The organism is Piscinibacter gummiphilus (assembly GCF_002116905.1).
Classification (GTDB): Bacteria; Pseudomonadota; Gammaproteobacteria; order Burkholderiales; family Burkholderiaceae_C; genus Rhizobacter; species Rhizobacter gummiphilus.
In genome coordinates this window covers 1,915,440-1,931,527 of record NZ_CP015118.1, presented here as the reverse complement: position 1 = coordinate 1,931,527, position 16,088 = coordinate 1,915,440, and the positions used below count along the sequence as shown (strand labels likewise).

21 protein-coding genes are annotated in these 16,088 nt (G+C 71.7%); 12 read left to right on the top strand and 9 right to left on the bottom strand.

Annotated features, from left to right (window positions below):
- Positions 1 to 51: 51 nt before the first annotated feature.
- On the bottom strand, positions 52 to 1,455 hold the full coding sequence (locus A4W93_RS08805; RefSeq protein WP_085750264.1) for a GH1 family beta-glucosidase: 1,404 nt from the start codon (positions 1,453 to 1,455) through the stop codon (positions 52 to 54).
- A gap of 153 nt (positions 1,456 to 1,608) precedes the next feature.
- Here A4W93_RS08805 and A4W93_RS08800 point away from each other — a divergent pair, with 153 nt between their 5' ends.
- Positions 1,609 to 1,806, top strand: coding sequence for a hypothetical protein (locus tag A4W93_RS08800; RefSeq protein WP_085750263.1), 198 nt, complete (start codon positions 1,609 to 1,611; stop codon positions 1,804 to 1,806).
- 31 nt (positions 1,807 to 1,837) lie between these two features.
- Here A4W93_RS08800 and A4W93_RS08795 read toward each other — a convergent pair whose 3' ends face one another.
- Positions 1,838 to 3,058: a saccharopine dehydrogenase family protein gene (locus tag A4W93_RS08795; protein WP_085750262.1), complete on the bottom strand. Its 1,221-nt coding sequence runs from the start codon at positions 3,056 to 3,058 to the stop codon at positions 1,838 to 1,840.
- Positions 3,059 to 3,172: 114 nt separating this feature from the next.
- On the opposite strand from A4W93_RS08795, the gene A4W93_RS08790 reads away from it, so the two are divergent.
- Positions 3,173 to 3,805 (top strand): YbhB/YbcL family Raf kinase inhibitor-like protein, encoded by a 633-nt coding sequence (locus A4W93_RS08790; protein WP_085750261.1) that lies wholly within the window; start codon positions 3,173 to 3,175, stop codon positions 3,803 to 3,805.
- A gap of 6 nt (positions 3,806 to 3,811) precedes the next feature.
- Here A4W93_RS08790 and A4W93_RS08785 read toward each other — a convergent pair whose 3' ends face one another.
- The 3 genes from A4W93_RS08785 to A4W93_RS08775 are packed head-to-tail and all read right to left on the bottom strand — an operon-like array spanning position 3,812 to position 5,869.
- Positions 3,812 to 4,171, bottom strand: a complete 360-nt coding sequence (locus A4W93_RS08785) for a 5-carboxymethyl-2-hydroxymuconate Delta-isomerase (protein ID WP_085750260.1) — start codon at positions 4,169 to 4,171, stop codon at positions 3,812 to 3,814.
- 59 nt (positions 4,172 to 4,230) lie between these two features.
- The gene (locus A4W93_RS08780; protein ID WP_099959881.1) at positions 4,231 to 5,385 is read right to left on the bottom strand and encodes an ABC transporter substrate-binding protein; all 1,155 of its coding nucleotides are present in this window, start codon (positions 5,383 to 5,385) and stop codon (positions 4,231 to 4,233) included.
- Positions 5,386 to 5,419: 34 nt separating this feature from the next.
- Complete coding sequence (locus tag A4W93_RS08775) at positions 5,420 to 5,869, bottom strand: type II 3-dehydroquinate dehydratase (protein ID WP_085750259.1); 450 nt, start codon at positions 5,867 to 5,869, stop codon at positions 5,420 to 5,422.
- A gap of 97 nt (positions 5,870 to 5,966) precedes the next feature.
- Between A4W93_RS08775 and A4W93_RS08770 the strand changes: the two genes are divergently transcribed.
- Complete coding sequence (locus A4W93_RS08770; protein WP_085750258.1) at positions 5,967 to 6,761, top strand: IclR family transcriptional regulator; 795 nt, start codon at positions 5,967 to 5,969, stop codon at positions 6,759 to 6,761.
- Here the strand turns inward: A4W93_RS08770 and phnN are convergent.
- The 3 genes from phnN to phnF are packed head-to-tail and all read right to left on the bottom strand — an operon-like array spanning position 6,758 to position 8,708.
- Positions 6,758 to 7,315: a phosphonate metabolism protein/1,5-bisphosphokinase (PRPP-forming) PhnN gene (phnN, locus tag A4W93_RS08765; protein WP_085750257.1), complete on the bottom strand. Its 558-nt coding sequence runs from the start codon at positions 7,313 to 7,315 to the stop codon at positions 6,758 to 6,760. The genes A4W93_RS08770 and phnN overlap by 4 nt on opposite strands.
- Positions 7,312 to 7,944: a DUF1045 domain-containing protein gene (locus tag A4W93_RS08760; protein ID WP_085750256.1), complete on the bottom strand. Its 633-nt coding sequence runs from the start codon at positions 7,942 to 7,944 to the stop codon at positions 7,312 to 7,314. The genes phnN and A4W93_RS08760 overlap by 4 nt, the downstream gene beginning before the upstream one ends.
- Entirely contained in the window at positions 7,941 to 8,708 is a 768-nt protein-coding gene (gene phnF / locus A4W93_RS08755) for a phosphonate metabolism transcriptional regulator PhnF (protein WP_085750255.1), read from the bottom strand. Before phnF ends, A4W93_RS08760 begins: the two co-directional genes overlap by 4 nt.
- A gap of 83 nt (positions 8,709 to 8,791) precedes the next feature.
- Here phnF and phnG point away from each other — a divergent pair, with 83 nt between their 5' ends.
- From phnG to A4W93_RS08710, 9 genes are read left to right on the top strand one after another with little or no spacing between them, the layout of a single operon-like run.
- On the top strand, positions 8,792 to 9,259 hold the full coding sequence (gene phnG, locus A4W93_RS08750) for a phosphonate C-P lyase system protein PhnG (protein WP_237357728.1): 468 nt from the start codon (positions 8,792 to 8,794) through the stop codon (positions 9,257 to 9,259).
- Positions 9,259 to 9,879, top strand: coding sequence for a phosphonate C-P lyase system protein PhnH (phnH, locus tag A4W93_RS08745; protein ID WP_085750253.1), 621 nt, complete (start codon positions 9,259 to 9,261; stop codon positions 9,877 to 9,879). The genes phnG and phnH overlap by 1 nt, the downstream gene beginning before the upstream one ends.
- A gap of 3 nt (positions 9,880 to 9,882) precedes the next feature.
- Positions 9,883 to 10,965, top strand: a complete 1,083-nt coding sequence (locus A4W93_RS08740; protein WP_085750252.1) for a carbon-phosphorus lyase complex subunit — start codon at positions 9,883 to 9,885, stop codon at positions 10,963 to 10,965.
- Positions 10,962 to 11,807: an alpha-D-ribose 1-methylphosphonate 5-phosphate C-P-lyase PhnJ gene (locus A4W93_RS08735; protein ID WP_085750251.1), complete on the top strand. Its 846-nt coding sequence runs from the start codon at positions 10,962 to 10,964 to the stop codon at positions 11,805 to 11,807. Before A4W93_RS08740 ends, A4W93_RS08735 begins: the two co-directional genes overlap by 4 nt.
- Positions 11,804 to 12,268, top strand: coding sequence for a GNAT family N-acetyltransferase (locus A4W93_RS08730; RefSeq protein WP_085750250.1), 465 nt, complete (start codon positions 11,804 to 11,806; stop codon positions 12,266 to 12,268). Before A4W93_RS08735 ends, A4W93_RS08730 begins: the two co-directional genes overlap by 4 nt.
- Positions 12,265 to 13,047, top strand: coding sequence for a phosphonate C-P lyase system protein PhnK (gene phnK, locus A4W93_RS08725; RefSeq protein ID WP_085750249.1), 783 nt, complete (start codon positions 12,265 to 12,267; stop codon positions 13,045 to 13,047). The genes A4W93_RS08730 and phnK overlap by 4 nt, the downstream gene beginning before the upstream one ends.
- Positions 13,044 to 13,784 carry a phosphonate C-P lyase system protein PhnL gene (phnL, locus tag A4W93_RS08720; RefSeq protein ID WP_218919191.1) on the top strand — a complete coding sequence of 247 codons (741 nt, stop codon included), beginning with the start codon at positions 13,044 to 13,046 and terminating at the stop codon, positions 13,782 to 13,784. Before phnK ends, phnL begins: the two co-directional genes overlap by 4 nt.
- On the top strand, positions 13,781 to 14,929 hold the full coding sequence (locus tag A4W93_RS08715) for an alpha-D-ribose 1-methylphosphonate 5-triphosphate diphosphatase (protein WP_085750248.1): 1,149 nt from the start codon (positions 13,781 to 13,783) through the stop codon (positions 14,927 to 14,929). The genes phnL and A4W93_RS08715 overlap by 4 nt, the downstream gene beginning before the upstream one ends.
- Positions 14,926 to 15,564, top strand: a complete 639-nt coding sequence (locus A4W93_RS08710) for a pyridoxamine 5'-phosphate oxidase family protein (RefSeq protein WP_085750247.1) — start codon at positions 14,926 to 14,928, stop codon at positions 15,562 to 15,564. The genes A4W93_RS08715 and A4W93_RS08710 overlap by 4 nt, the downstream gene beginning before the upstream one ends.
- Positions 15,565 to 15,574: 10 nt before the next feature.
- Here the strand turns inward: A4W93_RS08710 and A4W93_RS08705 are convergent, their stop codons facing one another.
- Positions 15,575 to 16,018, bottom strand: coding sequence for a nucleotidyl cyclase domain-containing protein (locus A4W93_RS08705; protein WP_085750246.1), 444 nt, complete (start codon positions 16,016 to 16,018; stop codon positions 15,575 to 15,577).
- Between the last annotated feature and the right edge of the window lie 70 nt (positions 16,019 to 16,088).

The following is a 16,088-nucleotide window of genomic DNA, read 5'->3' as shown; positions in this document are numbered from 1 at the left end:
TTGTGTCGGGGCCCTCGCCCCGGGGTGTGGTGCTCTGGTCGGTGCGCGGGATCAGCCGCGCCGTTGTTCGAGGAACCGCTTCAGCGCGAGTGCGCTGTCCTTCGGCGTGCGGACCTGGGTGTCGTAGTCGACGTGGACGAGGCCGAAACGCTTCTCGTAGCCGTAGGACCACTCGAAGTTGTCCAGCAGCGACCACGCGAAGTAGCCCCGCACATCGACGCCCTGGCGCATGGCCTGGTCCACCGCGGCGACGTGGCGGTTCAGGTAGCGCAGGCGCTGTTCGTCGGCGACGCGGCCGGCCACCGGACTGTCGTCGCTCGCCATGCCGTTTTCGGTGATGTAGATGGGCGGCAGGCCGGGGTAGCGGTGCTTGAAGTCCAGCAGCAGGTCGCGCAGGCCGTCGGGGTACACCTCCCAGCCCATCTGCGTGCGCTCGACGTTCGGCAGGTCTTCCTCGACATAGCCGTGCGCTCCGTCGCTGCGGATGTTCGAGCGGAAGTAGTAGTTGATGCCGAGGTAGTCCATGCGCGTGGAGATTGTCGCCATGTCACCGGCGCGCACGGGCGCTTTTACACCCGGCCACAACTCGGCCAGTTCCTCGGGGTACGTGCCCAGCAGCAGCGGGTCGAGGACCCACGTGTTCGCGTTGGCGTACGACAGTTCGGCGGCGCGGCGGTCCTTCGGCGAATCGCTCGCCGGCACCATCGCGCAGACGTTCGCCACGAGGCCGACGGGCGCCTTGTCGTTGGCGCGCACCGCCTCGGTGGCCAGGCCATGGCCCAGCAGCAGGTGGTGCATCGATTCGACACCGTAGCGCACGTCCTTCAGGCCCGGCGCGTGGCGGCCGGTGGTGTGGCCGAGGTAGGCGGAGCAGTACGGCTCGTTGAGCGTGGTCCACGCGCTCACGCGGCCGGCGACCTCGCGGCTCATCAGGTCGGCGTATTCGGCGAACCGGGTGGCGGTGTCGCGGTTCAGCCAGCCGCCGCGGTCCTGCAGGTGCTGTGGCAGGTCCCAGTGGTACAGCGTGAGGAACGATTTCAGGCCCCGGCGTTCGAGCTCGTCGAGCAGCCGCTTGTAGAAGTCGAGGCCCTTCTCGTTGCGCTGGCCGTCGACGGTCATCACGCGCGACCACGACACCGAGAAGCGGTAGCCGTCGAAGCCGAGGTCGGAGATCAGCTGCAGATCACTCTGCCAGCGATGGAAGTGATCGCACGCCACGTCGCCGTTGTCGGCGTTGTGGACCGCGCCGGGCACGCGGCAGAACGTGTCCCAGATGGACGGATGGCGGCCGTCGGCCGTGGCCGCGCCCTCGATCTGGTAGGAGGCGGTGGCGGCGCCGAAGAGGAAGTCGGGGCGGAGCATGGCCGATCCGGCCGGGGGCGAGAAAACGAGCGAGTCGGAGGTCGTCACGTGAGGGTCACCTGGTTGTTCGTCGGCAAGCCGGTTCCTTTGCATGGAACCGGTTCCATGCAGCGCATTTGACCAGCGCTTGAAATCGAATTCATCAGGGATATCCCGAGTGGTCGGTCGGCCATCTCGAGCAGGTGTGTTCCGGCGGCGCAGAATCGGAGGAACGAACGCCTTCCCCCTCCCCCTCCAGGAGCTCCCATGCATTCCTCTCGCCTTCCCCTCGTTGCCGCCCTGTTGGTGGTGCTCGCGGGCTGTACCGCGGAACGCTCGGTCCTGAAGGGCGACGCGATGTGCCAGCGCACGGCGGGCAGCGACGGCGGCTGCACGGCGGTGCCGTCCAGCGACTCCTACAAGGTGGAGAAGGAGCGCATCAAGGACAACCGCACCGGGCAGTGACGACGCCCCGGCTCGTACCCTGACGCCCGGCTCAGGCCGGCAGCACCTCGAGCGCGACCCCGGCGGCGTGCAGCCGCCGCACGAGCACGTCGCCGAGCGCGGTCGCCGGTGTCATCACGCCGCCGCCCGGCGGCAGCACGTCGAGGTTGCGCACGAGGGCGAGTGCCGACTCGCACACGAACACCGTCGTGGCGCGGTTCCCGGGGTCGCCCTTGGCCGACACCCGGGCGCGCAGCACGAGGCCGGACGCGCTGCGCCCGACCAGCTCGCAGCGGAAGCCGCCGCGGTCCATCTGCGCCTCGGTGGGTCCCTCGCCCGGCGCGGGTGACCAGCGCGCGGCGAGCCGCCGGCCGGCCGCGAACCTCAGCGCGAACTTCGTGGCCGCCATGCCGGCGCTCAGGACCCAGGCCATCAGGCCGGCGCGGGGGCCGCGGCCGAGGCGCATGTACTCGCCGTATCGGAAGTCGGCCGCGAACGCCGTGTCACCCCGCTCGGCGGCAAGCGCCACGGTGCGCCGCACCACGCGGGTGTTGATGGGCCCCATCAGGAACGGGCCCAGCCAGGCGCGGTGGTCGTCGTCGTGGTGCGGTCCGGCCGGGTCGCGGTGCGGGGCCGTGTCGGCCGGCGCCGTGCCGGCGGGGTTCAGCAGGAACGGGTTCGCGAAGGCTTCGGACTCGCCTTCGGCCATCACGTTGAGCAGCGAGGCGATGGTGCCGCCGTTGAACCCGCCCCGCAGCGAAAACGCGGACGTCACCTCGCGGCACGGTTCACCGAACCGCTCGCGGATCTCGTGGGCGAGCACCCACGTGCCGAGGTCGGACGGCACCGAGTCGAAGCCGCAGCACGGCACGATGCGCGTGCCGCTCGCCCGGGCGTCGGCATCGTGCCGCCGGATCAGGTCGCGCACCCATGGCGTCTCGCCGGTGATGTCGACGTAGTGGGTGCCGTGGCGCACGCAGGCGGCCACGAGTTCGCTGCCGTACAGCGCGAACGGCCCGGCCGTGCTCAGCACCACCTTCGCCTGGGACGCGAGGGCGTCGAGTGCCGCCGCGTCGCCCGCGTCGGCCACGATCACGCCGGCGTTCGCGGCGCCCTCGCCCGCCGCGGTGCGCGCGGCCTCGAGCTTCTCTCGGGAGCGGCCGGCCAGCGCCCACCGCAACCCGTCCCCGTGGCGGGCCAGGTGGGCGACGGTCTGGCGGCCGACGAAACCACTGGCGCCGTAGAGGACGAGGTCGTAGGGGCGTTCGTTCATGGCGGCGATCGTACGTCGGCGCATTCCGACACCGAGACGGGAGGATCCCGGGTGTCGCCCGGCGCCCGGATCGACGCCAATGGAGGCTCTGCCCGCTTCTGACGAGGTCCCACCGTGCTCGAGAACCTGCCCGACGTCATCGGCCTCGCGCTGCGCGAACAGCGCGCCGGCCTCGACAAGATCGCGTTCAACCAGGTGGACCTGCGCGCCGGTGCCGGTGTGCTCGCGGTGACGAGCCTCGCATTCGCCGACCACGCGACGCTGCCGGCCGACTACACCGCCGACGGGGCCGGCCTGTCGCCCCCCGTCGAATGGGCCCACGTGCCGCCGCAGGCGGCCGAGGTGGTGCTGATCGTCGAGGACGCGGACGCGCCCACGCCCCAGCCGCTGGTGCACGCCATCGTCGTGGGCCTGCCGGGCGAGGCCGGGTCGCTGCAGGCCGGCGCCCTCCCGAGCCCGGACCACGAGGCCGAAGCCGACGTCACCCCGGGACGCAACTCGTTCCTGCGGGCGCGGTGGCTTCCGCCGGACCCGCCCCCCGGGCACGGCACGCACCGCTACGTGTTCCAGGTGTTCGCACTGGAAGCGGGCGAACCGCTGGCGGGCACGCCGGGACGGGGCGCGGTGCTGGAGGCGATCGCGGCACGGGGCCTGGCGAGCGGGTACACCGTGGCCACCTACGGCCGCCCGGATGGGTCGGTGCCCGCCGCGGCCGGCGCGCTGGTCCGGCCCGTGCAGCCGGAGTGAACCCCGTCAGGCCGCGCCCACGCGCGCGGACACGAACCCGGCGCGGTCGATGTCGCTGAGCTCGACGGCGAGCTGCACGAGGCCGGGCGTGGGCGCCGCGTCCTTGACGACGGCCATCAGCTGCTCGGCCAGCGCCTTCTTGACCTCGTCGGTGCGCCCGCTCATCAGCGCCAGCTTCACGTGCAGGAAACCGCGCACGTCGCTGGACGTGCCCACCTGGAACGTGTCGAAGCGGATCGCGCGGCTCTTGATGACGAGCTCGTCGGCATGGCCGCCGTCGACGATGGTCTGGTTCAGGCGCAGCAGCAGCGCAGGGACGTCGAGCGGGTCGAGGTTGGCGGAGTATTCGACGGTGAGGAACGGCATGGGCGGATCGGGAAACGGGACGGACAAGCCGCCCACGTTACCACCGCGCCCGCGCGGGATCACTTCGCGGACATCGCCGGCAACGTCCCGATCACCTGCTGCCTGCCCTGCTCCACCCGGATCAGGAAACTCTCGCGGTCGAGGTCGCCGTTGGCGTCGAAGGACAGGTCCATCAGCACGCCCGGGTACTGCGCCGCGGAGAGCTTCGCGCCGTGCAGCGACTCCGACAGCGCCTTCGAATCGAACTTGCCCAGGCGTTCGGTCATCGCCTTCACCACGTACATGCTGATGTAGCCCTTCATGCCGTTGTGCTCGCTCTTGTACTTGTACTCGCGCAGGAAACGCTCGTCGAAGGCCTTGATGCGCGGTTGCGGCGCGTCCACCGTCAGGCCCACGTGGCCCACCATGCCGTTGGCCGCATCGCCGGCCAGCTCGATGGTCTTCTGGCTCACCGCGGTGGTCTCGCCGATCACCGGCTTCGCGTAGCCCTGCTTGCGCAGTTCGCGCAGCGCGCGGGCCGACTCCTCCTCCAGCGTGTAGAGGAACAGCGCGTCGGCGTCCGACTGCTTCACGCGCAGCACCGCCGCCGAGAAGTCGACCTGCTGCGGGTCGGTGGACACGTCCACCGCCACCTTGATGCCCTGGGCCTCCAGCGCCTTCAGCATCGCGTCGTGGCCGCCCTTGCCGTAGTCGTTGTTCGTGTAGATCAGCGCGACGCTCTTCGCCTTCACCGTGTCCTTGATGTAGCGCGCCACCTTGGGCATCGACGTGAGCTGCGTGAACGACGAGCGGAACACGTACGGGTTGCCCTGTTGCGTGATGCTCGCGGCCTCGCCGCCGGTGAAGTTCGTGACCTCGGCGCGGCGCGTCTCCGCCATCGTGACGAGCATCGAGCCCGAATGCACCGGGCCCAGCACCACGTAGGCACCGTCGTCCACGGCCTTCTGCGCGAGGGCCTTGGCCACGCCGGGGTTGGTCTGCGTGTCCACCGGCAGGTACTCGACCTGGCGGCCGAGGATGCCCCCCGCCGCGTTGATCTCCTTCACCGCGAGCTTCACGCCGTTGTTGAAGTTGGTGCCGGGCGTGGCACCGCTGCCCGACAGTTCCATGATGCCGGCGATCTTCACGGGGCCGGACTGCGCATGGGCGCCGGGGGCGGTGAAGGCGATCAGGGCGGCCGTGACGGCGGTGAGGGTCGTGCGAATCGTGTTCATGTGGTGTGTCCCCAGGGTCGTTGAAGAAAGCGGATCAGGCCGACGGCAGGCCGAGGGCATCGGCCACCGCGCGCACCGCGAGCAGGTAGCCGTTGACACCGAGCCCGCAGATGACGCCGGTGGCGGTGAGCGAGACCAGCGAGTGCCGGTACGGGTCGTCGCGCTGGTGGATGTTGGTGATGTGCACCTCGACCAGCGGCTTGCGGATGAGCTTCAGCGCATCGAGCACCGGCACCGACTTGAACGAGAAGCCGGCCGGGTTGATGACCACGGCGGCGTCGGCCTCGAAGGCCTCCTGGATCCAGTCCACCAGCACCCCTTCGTGGTTGGTCTGGCGGAAGTCGCAGGCGAGGCCGAGCTGGCCGGCCAGCGCCTCGGTGCGGGCCTTCACCTCGGCGAGCGTGGTGGTGCCGTACAGGTGGGGCTCGCGCTTGCCGAGCATGTTGAGGTTGGAGCCGTTGAGCACGAACAGCGGGTGGGCCATGGGGCCTCCTGGACAGGGTTGGGGTCGTTGGAAGCGATTGTTGAAACGCCGCCCAACCTGTCGTTCCGAACTGGAATCCTGTTCTATATTGCGGAAAATGAGCACCGCACTCGACCGGGGACTGGGCATCCTCGAACACCTCGCCGGCCATCCCGACGGCCTGCCGCTCGCGCTGATCGCCGACACGCTCGACATCCCGCGCAGCGCCTGCCACCGCCTGCTGGCCGAGCTGTGCGCGCGCGGCTACGTGCGCCAGCTGCGGGCGCAGGGCGAGTACGTGCTGACGACGAAGATCTCTTCGCTGGGCCTCGGCTTCCTCAGCAGCTCGGGCATCGTCGACATCGCACAGCCACTGATCGAGCGCCTCGCCGACCTGTCGGGCGAACTCGTGCGGCTGTCGATCATCGACGTGAACCGCCTCACGTGGGTCGCGAAGGCCGAGGGCGGCCGCAAGGGCTTCCGCTACGACCCGGACATGGGCATGGACGCGCGGCTGTCGTGCACGTCGTCGGGCCACGCGTGGATGCTGACCCTCACCGACGAGGAGGCCCTGGCCCTCGTGTCGGCCCAGGGCTTCGGCTCACCGAAGGAATTCGGTCCGAAGGCACCCACCACGGTGAAGGCGCTGCTCGGCTTCCTGCATGCCGCGCGCGTGCGGGGCTACGCGATGATCGACGAGGTGTTCGCACCGGGCATGTCCGCGGTGGCCGCGCCCGTGCGGCGCGCGGGGCGCCCGGCCATCGGCGTGATCAGCATCGCGGGGCCGCGGCAGCGGCTCACGCCGGAGCGCATCCAGGCGCTGGCGCCGGCGCTGCTGGCGGCCACCGACGAACTGGCAGCGACCAGCAGCGCGTCGGGCTTGTTCTCGAAGCCGCCGCTGGGCAAGGCCTAGTTCAGGCTCTCCCACCACCGGTGCAGCACCTGCGCCGCCTCGGTCACGTCGCCGGTGTTGGACACCACGAGCGAGGCCTCGCTCGCCGGCGTCTCCCGTGCGAGCCGTGCGGCGACCGCGTCGGGGTCCTCGCGCCCACGCCCCGCGAGGCGCTGCGCCAGCACCTCGGGCGGCGCCGTCACCTCCACCACGTGCGCCTTCGGCGCGCGCCGGCGCAGCTGCGGGAGGTGGCCACGCGAGCCGTTCATCACGACCCAGCGGCCCTGGGCCAGCGGCGCGAGCGAGGCGCGCCGCACGCCGTAGTGCAGGCCGTGGGCCGACCACCAGAAGGCCAGTTCGTTGGAGAGGCACATGCGCGCGAACGTGGGTTCGTCGATCGGCTCGTGGTTCTCGCCGTGCGGGTCGGCCGGGCGCGTGATGACACGGCGCACCTGCGCCGGCGCCTCGGCCGGCGGCAGCAGCGTGCGCCAGGCCTGCAGCACGCTGTCCTTGCCCGCGCCGGACGGCCCCACCACGACGATCAGGCGTTCGCTGTCGGGCACATGCGTGGTCATGCGTCCCCTCCGATCGCGAAGCGCCGTTCGATGTGGAACGGTGCGCCGGGTGCCGGTTCGATGACCCACGCGAGTTCCCCCGCCCCCATCGGCACGGCCAGCGCCTCGGCGAAATGCGCGCGTGCCGCTTCGGCCAGGGCCGCGCGCAGCAACGGGTCGGTCGTTTCGTCGGACAGCGTCAGGTGCATGGTCCAGCGGTGGAACAGGTGCGGATAGCCCCACGTGTCGTACAGCCGGACCTGCTCCTCGTCGAGGCCCCGGATGCGGCGAGCGCGCTCCGCGGCGTCGGGCAACTCGCGGAACCCGTCGAGTTCCTTGACGCACGCGGTGGCCAGCGCGTCGAAGCCGGCCGGCAGCGGCGCGGTGGGGCACAGCGCCATGAAGTCGCGCAGCCACGTCACCTCGAACGCCGGCAGCGGCACGGCGCGATGCGCCTTCGCGAGCGCCGACAGCGCCGCCGCGAAGCCGGCGGTCGAACCGCGCAGCCGCATCGGCGCCTTCACCGTGGCATGGAAGCCGTAGCGCGTGGCCGAGGCCCGATGGTCACCGCGCGAGAGCCACGAGACCCCGGCCGCCCACAGCGGATGATCCTCGCGCGGCACCCAGTAGACCGCATGCCGCGCGGTCACGAGACCTCTCCGTCCGACTCCACCGTGAGCTGCACCGCGTCGGCGGCGAACAGCGTCGTGGCGGCCTCCACCGGCTTGCCGTCGAGGTCCGCGTTGACGTACTGCACGACGAGCACCGGCTGCGTGACCGGCCGGGCCAGCGCGTCGGCCTCGGCCGGCGTGGGCAGGCGCGTCGAGATCGTGCTGCGCACGCGCACGTAGTCGGCCACGCCCAGGTCCTTCAGCGCCTGGGTGATGACGCCGCCCGCCTTGAACGCCTCGGCCATGCCCGACAGCCGCGGGCACGGGTACGCCGCGGTGCAGATGCCCACCGGCCGTCCGCGGATGGAAGCGCGCGTGTGGAGGATCTCCACCTCGCTGCCCGCCGGCACCTTCAGCGGCCCGGCCCACTCGCCCGCCTTCGCGCGTTCGTGGGACAGCAGCTCGCGCTTCGCCCGTTCACCCGCCTGCGCGACGTTTTCGCTCATGCGGGTGCGCCGCTGCAGCGCGTAGTCGAGCACCAGCTCGCGAACGTACGTGCCGCTGCCGTGCACCACCCGCAGGTGCCCTTCGCGCACCAGGGCCTGCACGGCCTGGCGCAGCGTGTGCCGGTTCACCTCGAAGCGCGCGGCGAGCGTGGCCTCGTTCGGCAACCGTTCGCCGGGCGCGATGCGGCCCGACACGATGTCGTCGCGCAGCGCGGTGGCGATGGCCTCCCAGCGCCGCCCGCGCGGGGCGTCGGCCTGGACGTCGGGAGAAGGTTCGAGCTCGGGATTTCGGTTCATGGTCAAGAAATTGTCATCGACGACTCGGATACTGCGTGCAATGATAAAGTCATCTAGATGACATCGTGATGAACTCCGACGCCATGAACACCCCCCCTCCTCACGCCCCCCGCCAGGCCTGGCTGTCGCTGCTGGCCCAGGCCCCGCGCGACCTGCTGGCCACCCATGCCGCCCCGGTGATCGCCGACCACCACTTCGAATGGCTGCGCCGCCCCGAGACCGGCCTCGCGATGGTCCGCGCCCGCATCGCCAACGGCGGCGACCGCTTCAACGTGGGCGAGGCCACCGTCACGCGCTGCGTGGTCACGCACCGGCCCGCGAACGGCCCCGCCACGGCCGGCGTCGGCTGGGTGCTGGGCCGCGACGAGGACCGCGCGCAGTGGGTCGCCTCGCTCGACGCACTGCTGCAGGTGCCCGCGCTGCACCCCGTGCTGTCGAAGGCGGTGCTCGCGCCGCTGGCCGAGGCCCTCGCCGCCCGGCGCGCCGCGGACTCGGCCCGCGCCGACACCAGCCGCGTCCAGTTCTACACGCTCCAGCCGGAGGCCAACTGATGAACACCACCGCCCTGGCCGACCTGGCCCCGGGTCTCGCCGACCCCGTCCACGACGCGCAGCAGGTGTTCCGCCGCCTGCTCGACGCGATGTCCCGCCCCGGCCGCCTGCAGAGCCTCGACGACGCCGCCGTGCGCGTCGACCCGCCTGCCGGACTCGGCGCCGCCACCGCGGCCGTGCTGCTGACCGTCGCCGACCCCGACCTGCGCGTGTGGTTCGCCCCCGGCGCCCACGCCGAGGCGCTGGCCGCCTGGCTGCGCTTCCACACCGGCGCGCGCATCGCCGACACCGCCACCGAGGCCGACTGGCTCGTGCTGGCCGCGAACGACGCCCGGCCCGACGTGTGGTCCGAGGCTGCCATCGGCACCGACGAAGCGCCGCACACCGCCGCCACGCTGCTGGTGGAGGTGCCGTCGCTGTCGGCCACGCCCGGCCTGCGGCTCACCGGCCCCGGCATCGAACACCACCACTCGCTGGACGTGGGGGGTGTCGGCACCGCCTTCTGGCAGGAGCGCCAGTCCCGCGAGCACCATTTCCCGCGGGGCGCCGACCTCGTGCTCACGTGCGGCCCGCTGATCGCGGCCCTGCCCCGTTCCACCCGCATCGCCCTGGAGGACTGACCCGTGTACATCGCCGTCAAGGGAGGAGAGGCCGCGATCGCCGCGTCGTGGCGCCTGCTCGACGAAGCCCGCCGGGGCGACCGCGCGCTGCGCGAGCTGGAAGTCGCGCAGATCCGCGAACAGCTCGGGCTGCTGGTCGATCGCGTGATGGCCGAGGGCTCGCTGTACGACCCCGAGCTCGCCGCGCTCGCGTTGAAGCAGGCCCGGGGCGACGCCATCGAGGCGGCGTTCCTGATCCGCGCCTACCGCACCACGCTGCCGCGCTTCGCGTTCACCGAACCGGTGGACACCGACCGCATGCGCGTCTCGCGCCGCATCTCCGCGATCTTCAAGGACCTGCCGGGCGGCCAACTGCTGGGCCCCACGTTCGACTACACGCAGCGCCTGCTCGACTTCCGGCTGCTGGAGGCCGGCAGCGCCGCGCCGCTCGCCACGCCGGCGTCCGCCGAACCGCCGCCGGCCGTGGCGCCCGCACTGAAGCACCTTGCCGACGAAGGCCTGGTCGAACCGGCCGTGCCGTCGGCGGGTGACCCGGAGCCCGACGACATCACCCGCCACCCGCCCGCGTACCCGACGCCCCGCCCGGCCCGCCTGCAGATGCTGTCGCGCGCCGACGAGGGCTGGCTGCTGGGCCTCGCGTACTCCACGCAGCGCGGCTATGCGAACACCCACCCGTTCGCCGGCGAGGTGCGCCACGGCCACGTCGCGGTGGAGGTGGTGCCCGACGAACTGGGCTTTCCCATCGAGATCGGCGAGATCGAGCTCACCGAATGCCAGATGGTCAACCAGTTCGTCGGCAGCGCCAACGCGCCGCCGCAGTTCACGCGCGGCCACGGCCTCGCCTTCGGCCACGGCGAACGCCGCGCGATGGCGATGTCCCTCGTCGACCGCGTGCTGCGCGCCGACGAGTTCGACGAGGAGGTCACGAGCCCCGCGCAGCAGCAGGAGTTCGCGCTGCCGCACGGCGACAACATCGAGGCCTCCGGTTTCGTCCAGCACCTGAAGCTGCCCCACTACGTCACGTTCGAATCGGAATTGCACATGGTGCGCACGCTCCGTTCGGCACAGCAAGCAGAGACCCCATGAACGCCGGCTACAACTTCGCCTACCTCGACGAGGGCACCAAGCGCATGATCCGCCGCGCGCTGCTGAAGGCCGTGGCCGTGCCCGGCTGCCAGGTGCCGTTCGGCTCCCGCGAGATGCCCCTCGCCTACGGCTGGGGCACCGGCGGCATCCAGGTGACCGCCGCGGTGCTCGGCCAGGGCGACGTGCTCAAGGTGATCGACCAGGGTTCGGACGACACCACCAACGCCGTCAACATCCGCCACTTCTTCCGCCGCACGACGGGCGTGTCCACCACGGAACGCACCCGCGAGGCCACGGTCATCCAGACGCGCCACCGCATCCCCGAGGCGCCGCTCACGGAGCATCAGGTGCTCGTGTACCAGGTGCCGCAGCCCGAGCCGCTCTACAAGCTGGAGCCGCGCCGCGCCGAAGCCACGCGCCTGCACGCGTACCGCGAGTACGGCCTGATGCACGTGAAGCTCTACGAGGACCTGACGCACTGGGGGCGCCTGGACAGCAGCTACGACCACCCGGTGCTGGTGCACGGCCGCTACGTGATGTCGCCGTCGCCCATCCCGAGCTTCGACAACCCGAAGATGCACCGCAACCCCGCGCTGCAGCTGTTCGGCGCCGGCCGCGAGAAGCGCCTGTACGCCGTGCCGCCCTACACGGACGTGAAGAGCCTCGACTTCGAGGACCATCCGTTCGAGGTGCCCATGCCCGAACACGCGTGCGCGCTGTGCGGCAGCACCACCACCTGGCTCGACGAGGTGCCCACCTCCGACGGCGTCCCCCTCCACACCTGTTCGGACACCGACCACTGCCGCGAGCAGCGCGAGGCCGCCGAAGGAGCCCCCCTGTGACCGATCCCGTCATCACCGTGCGCGACGCCACGGCGCGCGACGTGCCGAACCTGCTGATGCTGTACGAGACCTCCGGCATCGACCGCCCCGGAGAAAACGACCCCGAACGCGCCGCGGCGCACTGGTCGGCCCTCCGCAAGGCCGGTGCCCACGTGTTCATCGCCGAGTCCGGCGACGGCCAGCCCCTCGGCACCCTCACGCTCTTCATCCTGCCGCTGCTGGCCCACGCCACGGCCCCCGCCGCGCTGGTGGAAGACGTGGCGGTGCACCCTGCCGCACAGGGCAAGGGCATCGGCCGCCGGCTGATCCACGAGGCCATGGAGCGCGCCTCGGCCGCCGGCTGCTACAAACTCGCGCTGTCGTCGAACGAGAAGCGCGAGGCAGCGCATGCCTTCTACGACAACCTCGGCTTCCAGCGCCACGGCTTCAGCTTCGTGGTGCCGCTCGGAGGTGCACGATGAACGAACCGCTGCTGCGCGTGGACGCCCTCAGCCACCGCTTCGCGAACGCCGGCACCCGCTGGGCGGTGCGCGATGCGGCGCTGTCCCTGTACCCCGGCGAGGTGGTCGCCATCGTCGGCGAATCCGGCTCGGGCAAGAGCACGCTGCTCAACTGCATCGCCGGCCGCATCGCCCCGCTCGAAGGCCAGGTGCTCTACCGCACCGCCGACGGCCGCAAGGTCGACGTGCACGGCCTGCCCGAACGCGAACGCCGCGAACTCGCCCGCACCGAATGGGGCTTCGTCGAACAGCACGCGGCCGACGGCCTGCGCCTGAACGTGAGTGCCGGCGCCAACGTCAGCGAACGCCTGATGGCCCTCGGCCAGCGGCACCACGGGCAGCTGCACGCCAGCGCCTGTGAGTGGATGGAGCGCGTGGAGCTCGACCCGGCCCGTGTCGACGACAGCCCGCGCGCCTTCTCGGGCGGCATGCGCCAGCGCCTGCAGATCGCACGCAACCTCGTGACCCGCCCGCGCCTCGTGCTGATGGACGAACCCACGTCGGGCCTCGACGTGTCGGTGCAGGCCCGCCTGCTCGACCTCGTGCGCGTGCTCGTCGCCCGCATGCACCTGTGCGCGCTCGTCGTCACGCACGACCTCGGCGTGGCGCGCCTGCTCGCCCACCGCACGCTCGTGATGCAGCAGGGCCGCATCGTCGAGCAGGGCCTGACCGACCGGGTGCTCGACGATCCGCAGCATCCTTACACTCAACTCCTCGTCTCCTCGGTGGTGATGCCATGACGGCCCTGACGACTCCCGTGCTTCGCGTGCGCGACCTGCGCAAGACCTTCACGCTGCACCTGCGCGACAGCCTGCGCCTGCCGGTGCTGCAAGGAGTGTCCCTCGACGTCGCCGCCGGCGAGTGCGTGGCGCTCGTGGGGCCATCCGGCCAGGGCAAGTCCACGCTGATGAAATGCCTGCACGGCAGCTACGGGGCCGACAGCGGCGAGGTGCTGCTGGCCCGCGACAACGGTGCCACCCTCGACCTCGCCACGGCCACGCCGCAGGAGGTCATCCAGGTGCGCCGCCGCGAGATGGCGTACGTGAGCCAGTTCCTGCGCGTGGTGCCGCGCGTGCCGGCGATCGACGTGGTGGCCGAGCGCCGCGTGGACGCCGACCCCGCCGCGAACACGCTGGACGACGAAGCCCATGCCGCCGCCCTGGCCCGCGCGCGCGACGAGGCACGTTCGCTGTTCGACCGCCTCAACGTGCCCCAGGGCCTGTGGGACCTGCCCCCGGCCACGTTTTCCGGCGGCGAGCAGCAGCGGGTCAACATCGCCCGCGGCTTCATCCAGCCCGCCACCCTGCTGCTGCTCGACGAACCCACCGCCTCGCTGGACGCCACGAACCGCCGCGTCGTCGTCCAGCTGATCGAGGAGGCCAAGGCCCGCGGCACCGCCGTCGTGGGCATCTTCCACGACGAAGAAGTGCGCGACGCCGTCGCCACCCGTTGCATCCACGTGAGACACGACGCATGACCGCCCCGAACGAACTCCTGCTGAACAACGCCCGCCTCGTGCTGGGCAACGAGGTGATCCACGGCCACGTGCTGCTGCGCGACGGCCTCGTCGCCGGGATCGGCCACGGCCCGAGCCAGGTGCCCGGCGCCGTGGACCTGCGCGGCGACCTGCTGCTGCCCGGCCTCGTCGAGGTGCACACCGACAACCTCGAGCGCCACGTGATGCCGCGCCCGAAGGTGTACTTCCCGATGCAGTCCGCCGTGCAGTCGCACGACGCCGAGATCGCCGCAGCCGGCATCACCACGGTGCTCGACGCCATCGGCGTGGGCGACCCGTACGGCGACGGCTTCCGCTCGCGCGACCAGAGCGCGCTGCTCGACGTGCTCGACCGCCTGGAAGCCGCCGGCGCGCTGCGCGCCGACCACCTGATCCACGTGCGCTGCGAGCTGCCGGCCCCGAACGCGCAGGCGCTGTTCGAACCCTTCGCGCGCCACGCGCGCCTGCGCCTCATCTCGCTGATGGACCACACGCCCGGCCAGCGCCAGTGGACCGACGTCGAACACGCCCGCATCTACTACACCGGCAAGAAGGGCTGGAGCGACACCCGCTTCGACGAGGAGGTGCGCATCGCCCCGCAGCGCCAGGCGCAGTACGCCGTGCCCAACCGGGCCTGGTTCACCGCGTTCGCGAAGGACCATGGCGTGGCGCTCGCCACCCACGACGACACCACGCTCGCCCACGTCGACGAGGCGCATGCGCTCGGTGCGTCGATGAGCGAGTTTCCCACCACGATGGACGCCGCCCGCCACGCACGGTCGCTCGGCCTGTCCACCGTGGCCGGCGCGCCGAACGTGGTGCGCGGCGGCTCGCACTCGGGCAACGTCGCGGCGCTCGACCTCGCGAAGGCCGGCGTGCTGGATGCGCTGTCGTCCGACTACGTGCCGTCGAGCCTGCTGCAGGCCGCGTGGAAGCTCCAGTCGGACGCGGGCTTCTCGCTGCCCGAGGCGGTGAAGGTGGTGAGCCGTGCCCCCGCGCTGGCCTGCGGCCTGCACGACCGCGGCGAGATCGCCATCGGCCTGAAGGCCGACGTGGTGCGTGTCGTCGAGGTAGGGGGTCTGCCGACCGTGCGCGAGGTGTATCGTGCCGGCCGGAGGATCACATGACCGAAACCCCCTGGACCGACACCACCCACGACATCGGCACCGTGGAGGGCCTGCGGGCCCTCTACGCGCTGCCGGCAGGCGCCTCCCTGAAGAAGGAAGCCGACCACGTCCACCCGATGTACCGGCCCTTCATCGAGACCTCGCCCTGGCTCGCGATCGCGACGCTCGGGACCCACGGGCTCGACATCTCGCCGCGCGGCGACGCCCCGGGCTTCGTCGAGGTGGCCGACGACCACACGCTGCTGCTGCCCGACCGGCGCGGCAACAACCGCATCGACACGCTGCGCAACATCGCGTTCGACCCGCGGGTGTCGCTGCTGTTCCTCGTGCCCGGCCACAACGAGGCGCTGCGCGTGCTGGGCTCCGCCCGCATCTCGGTGCACCCCGACCTGCTCGCGCGCTTCGAGGTGGACGGCAAGCCACCGCGCTCGGTGCTGGTGGTCTCGGTCACCAGGGTGTTCTTCCAGTGCGGGCGCGCGGTGCTGCGGTCCGGGCTGTGGAATCCGGCGAAACATGTGACCCGGGACGCGCTGCCCACCGCCGGCCGTGTGCTGGAGGTGCTGTCGCAGTCGGAGATCGACGGCGCGGCCTACGATGCGGCCCTTCCGGAGCGGCAGCGCAGCACGCTCTACTGAAGAGAAAGGGTCAGCCGGTCACGCGGGCCCACGCCCGCTCGATCAGGGCCTGCGGGCTGCGGTCGCGCGGCTCGCTGATCGCGATGCCGGGCGCGTCGTCGCCGGTCTCGGGCAGGCGTTGCAGGCGCCGCGCGACGAGCGCCGCCACCCGGTCCGCCTCCGCCGCGGAATCGAAGCCGTCGAGCATCACGGCGAGCGAGCCGTCCTCCCGCCGCGTGACCACGTCGGACTCGCGCAGCGCGCGGCGGCAGGCCACGGCGCCCGCCGCATCGACGGACATCATCAGCACGGCCACCGTGCCGGTCTCGCGGCGCGCGGCCGCCAGCGAACGGCGCAGGCTGCTCTCGAAGGCCACCGGCGTCGCGAAATCGGAGGCCGGCTCCCACCAGGCCGCCAGGCCGACCGGGGCGTCCGGAAGCTGCTTGTGGAGGGCGGAGGAGGATGCGATCTGCATGGGGGACTGCGTTGGAGAGATCGGGCGATCCCCCTAGCATGCCCGTTCACCGTCGAAACGGGGCGTCGGC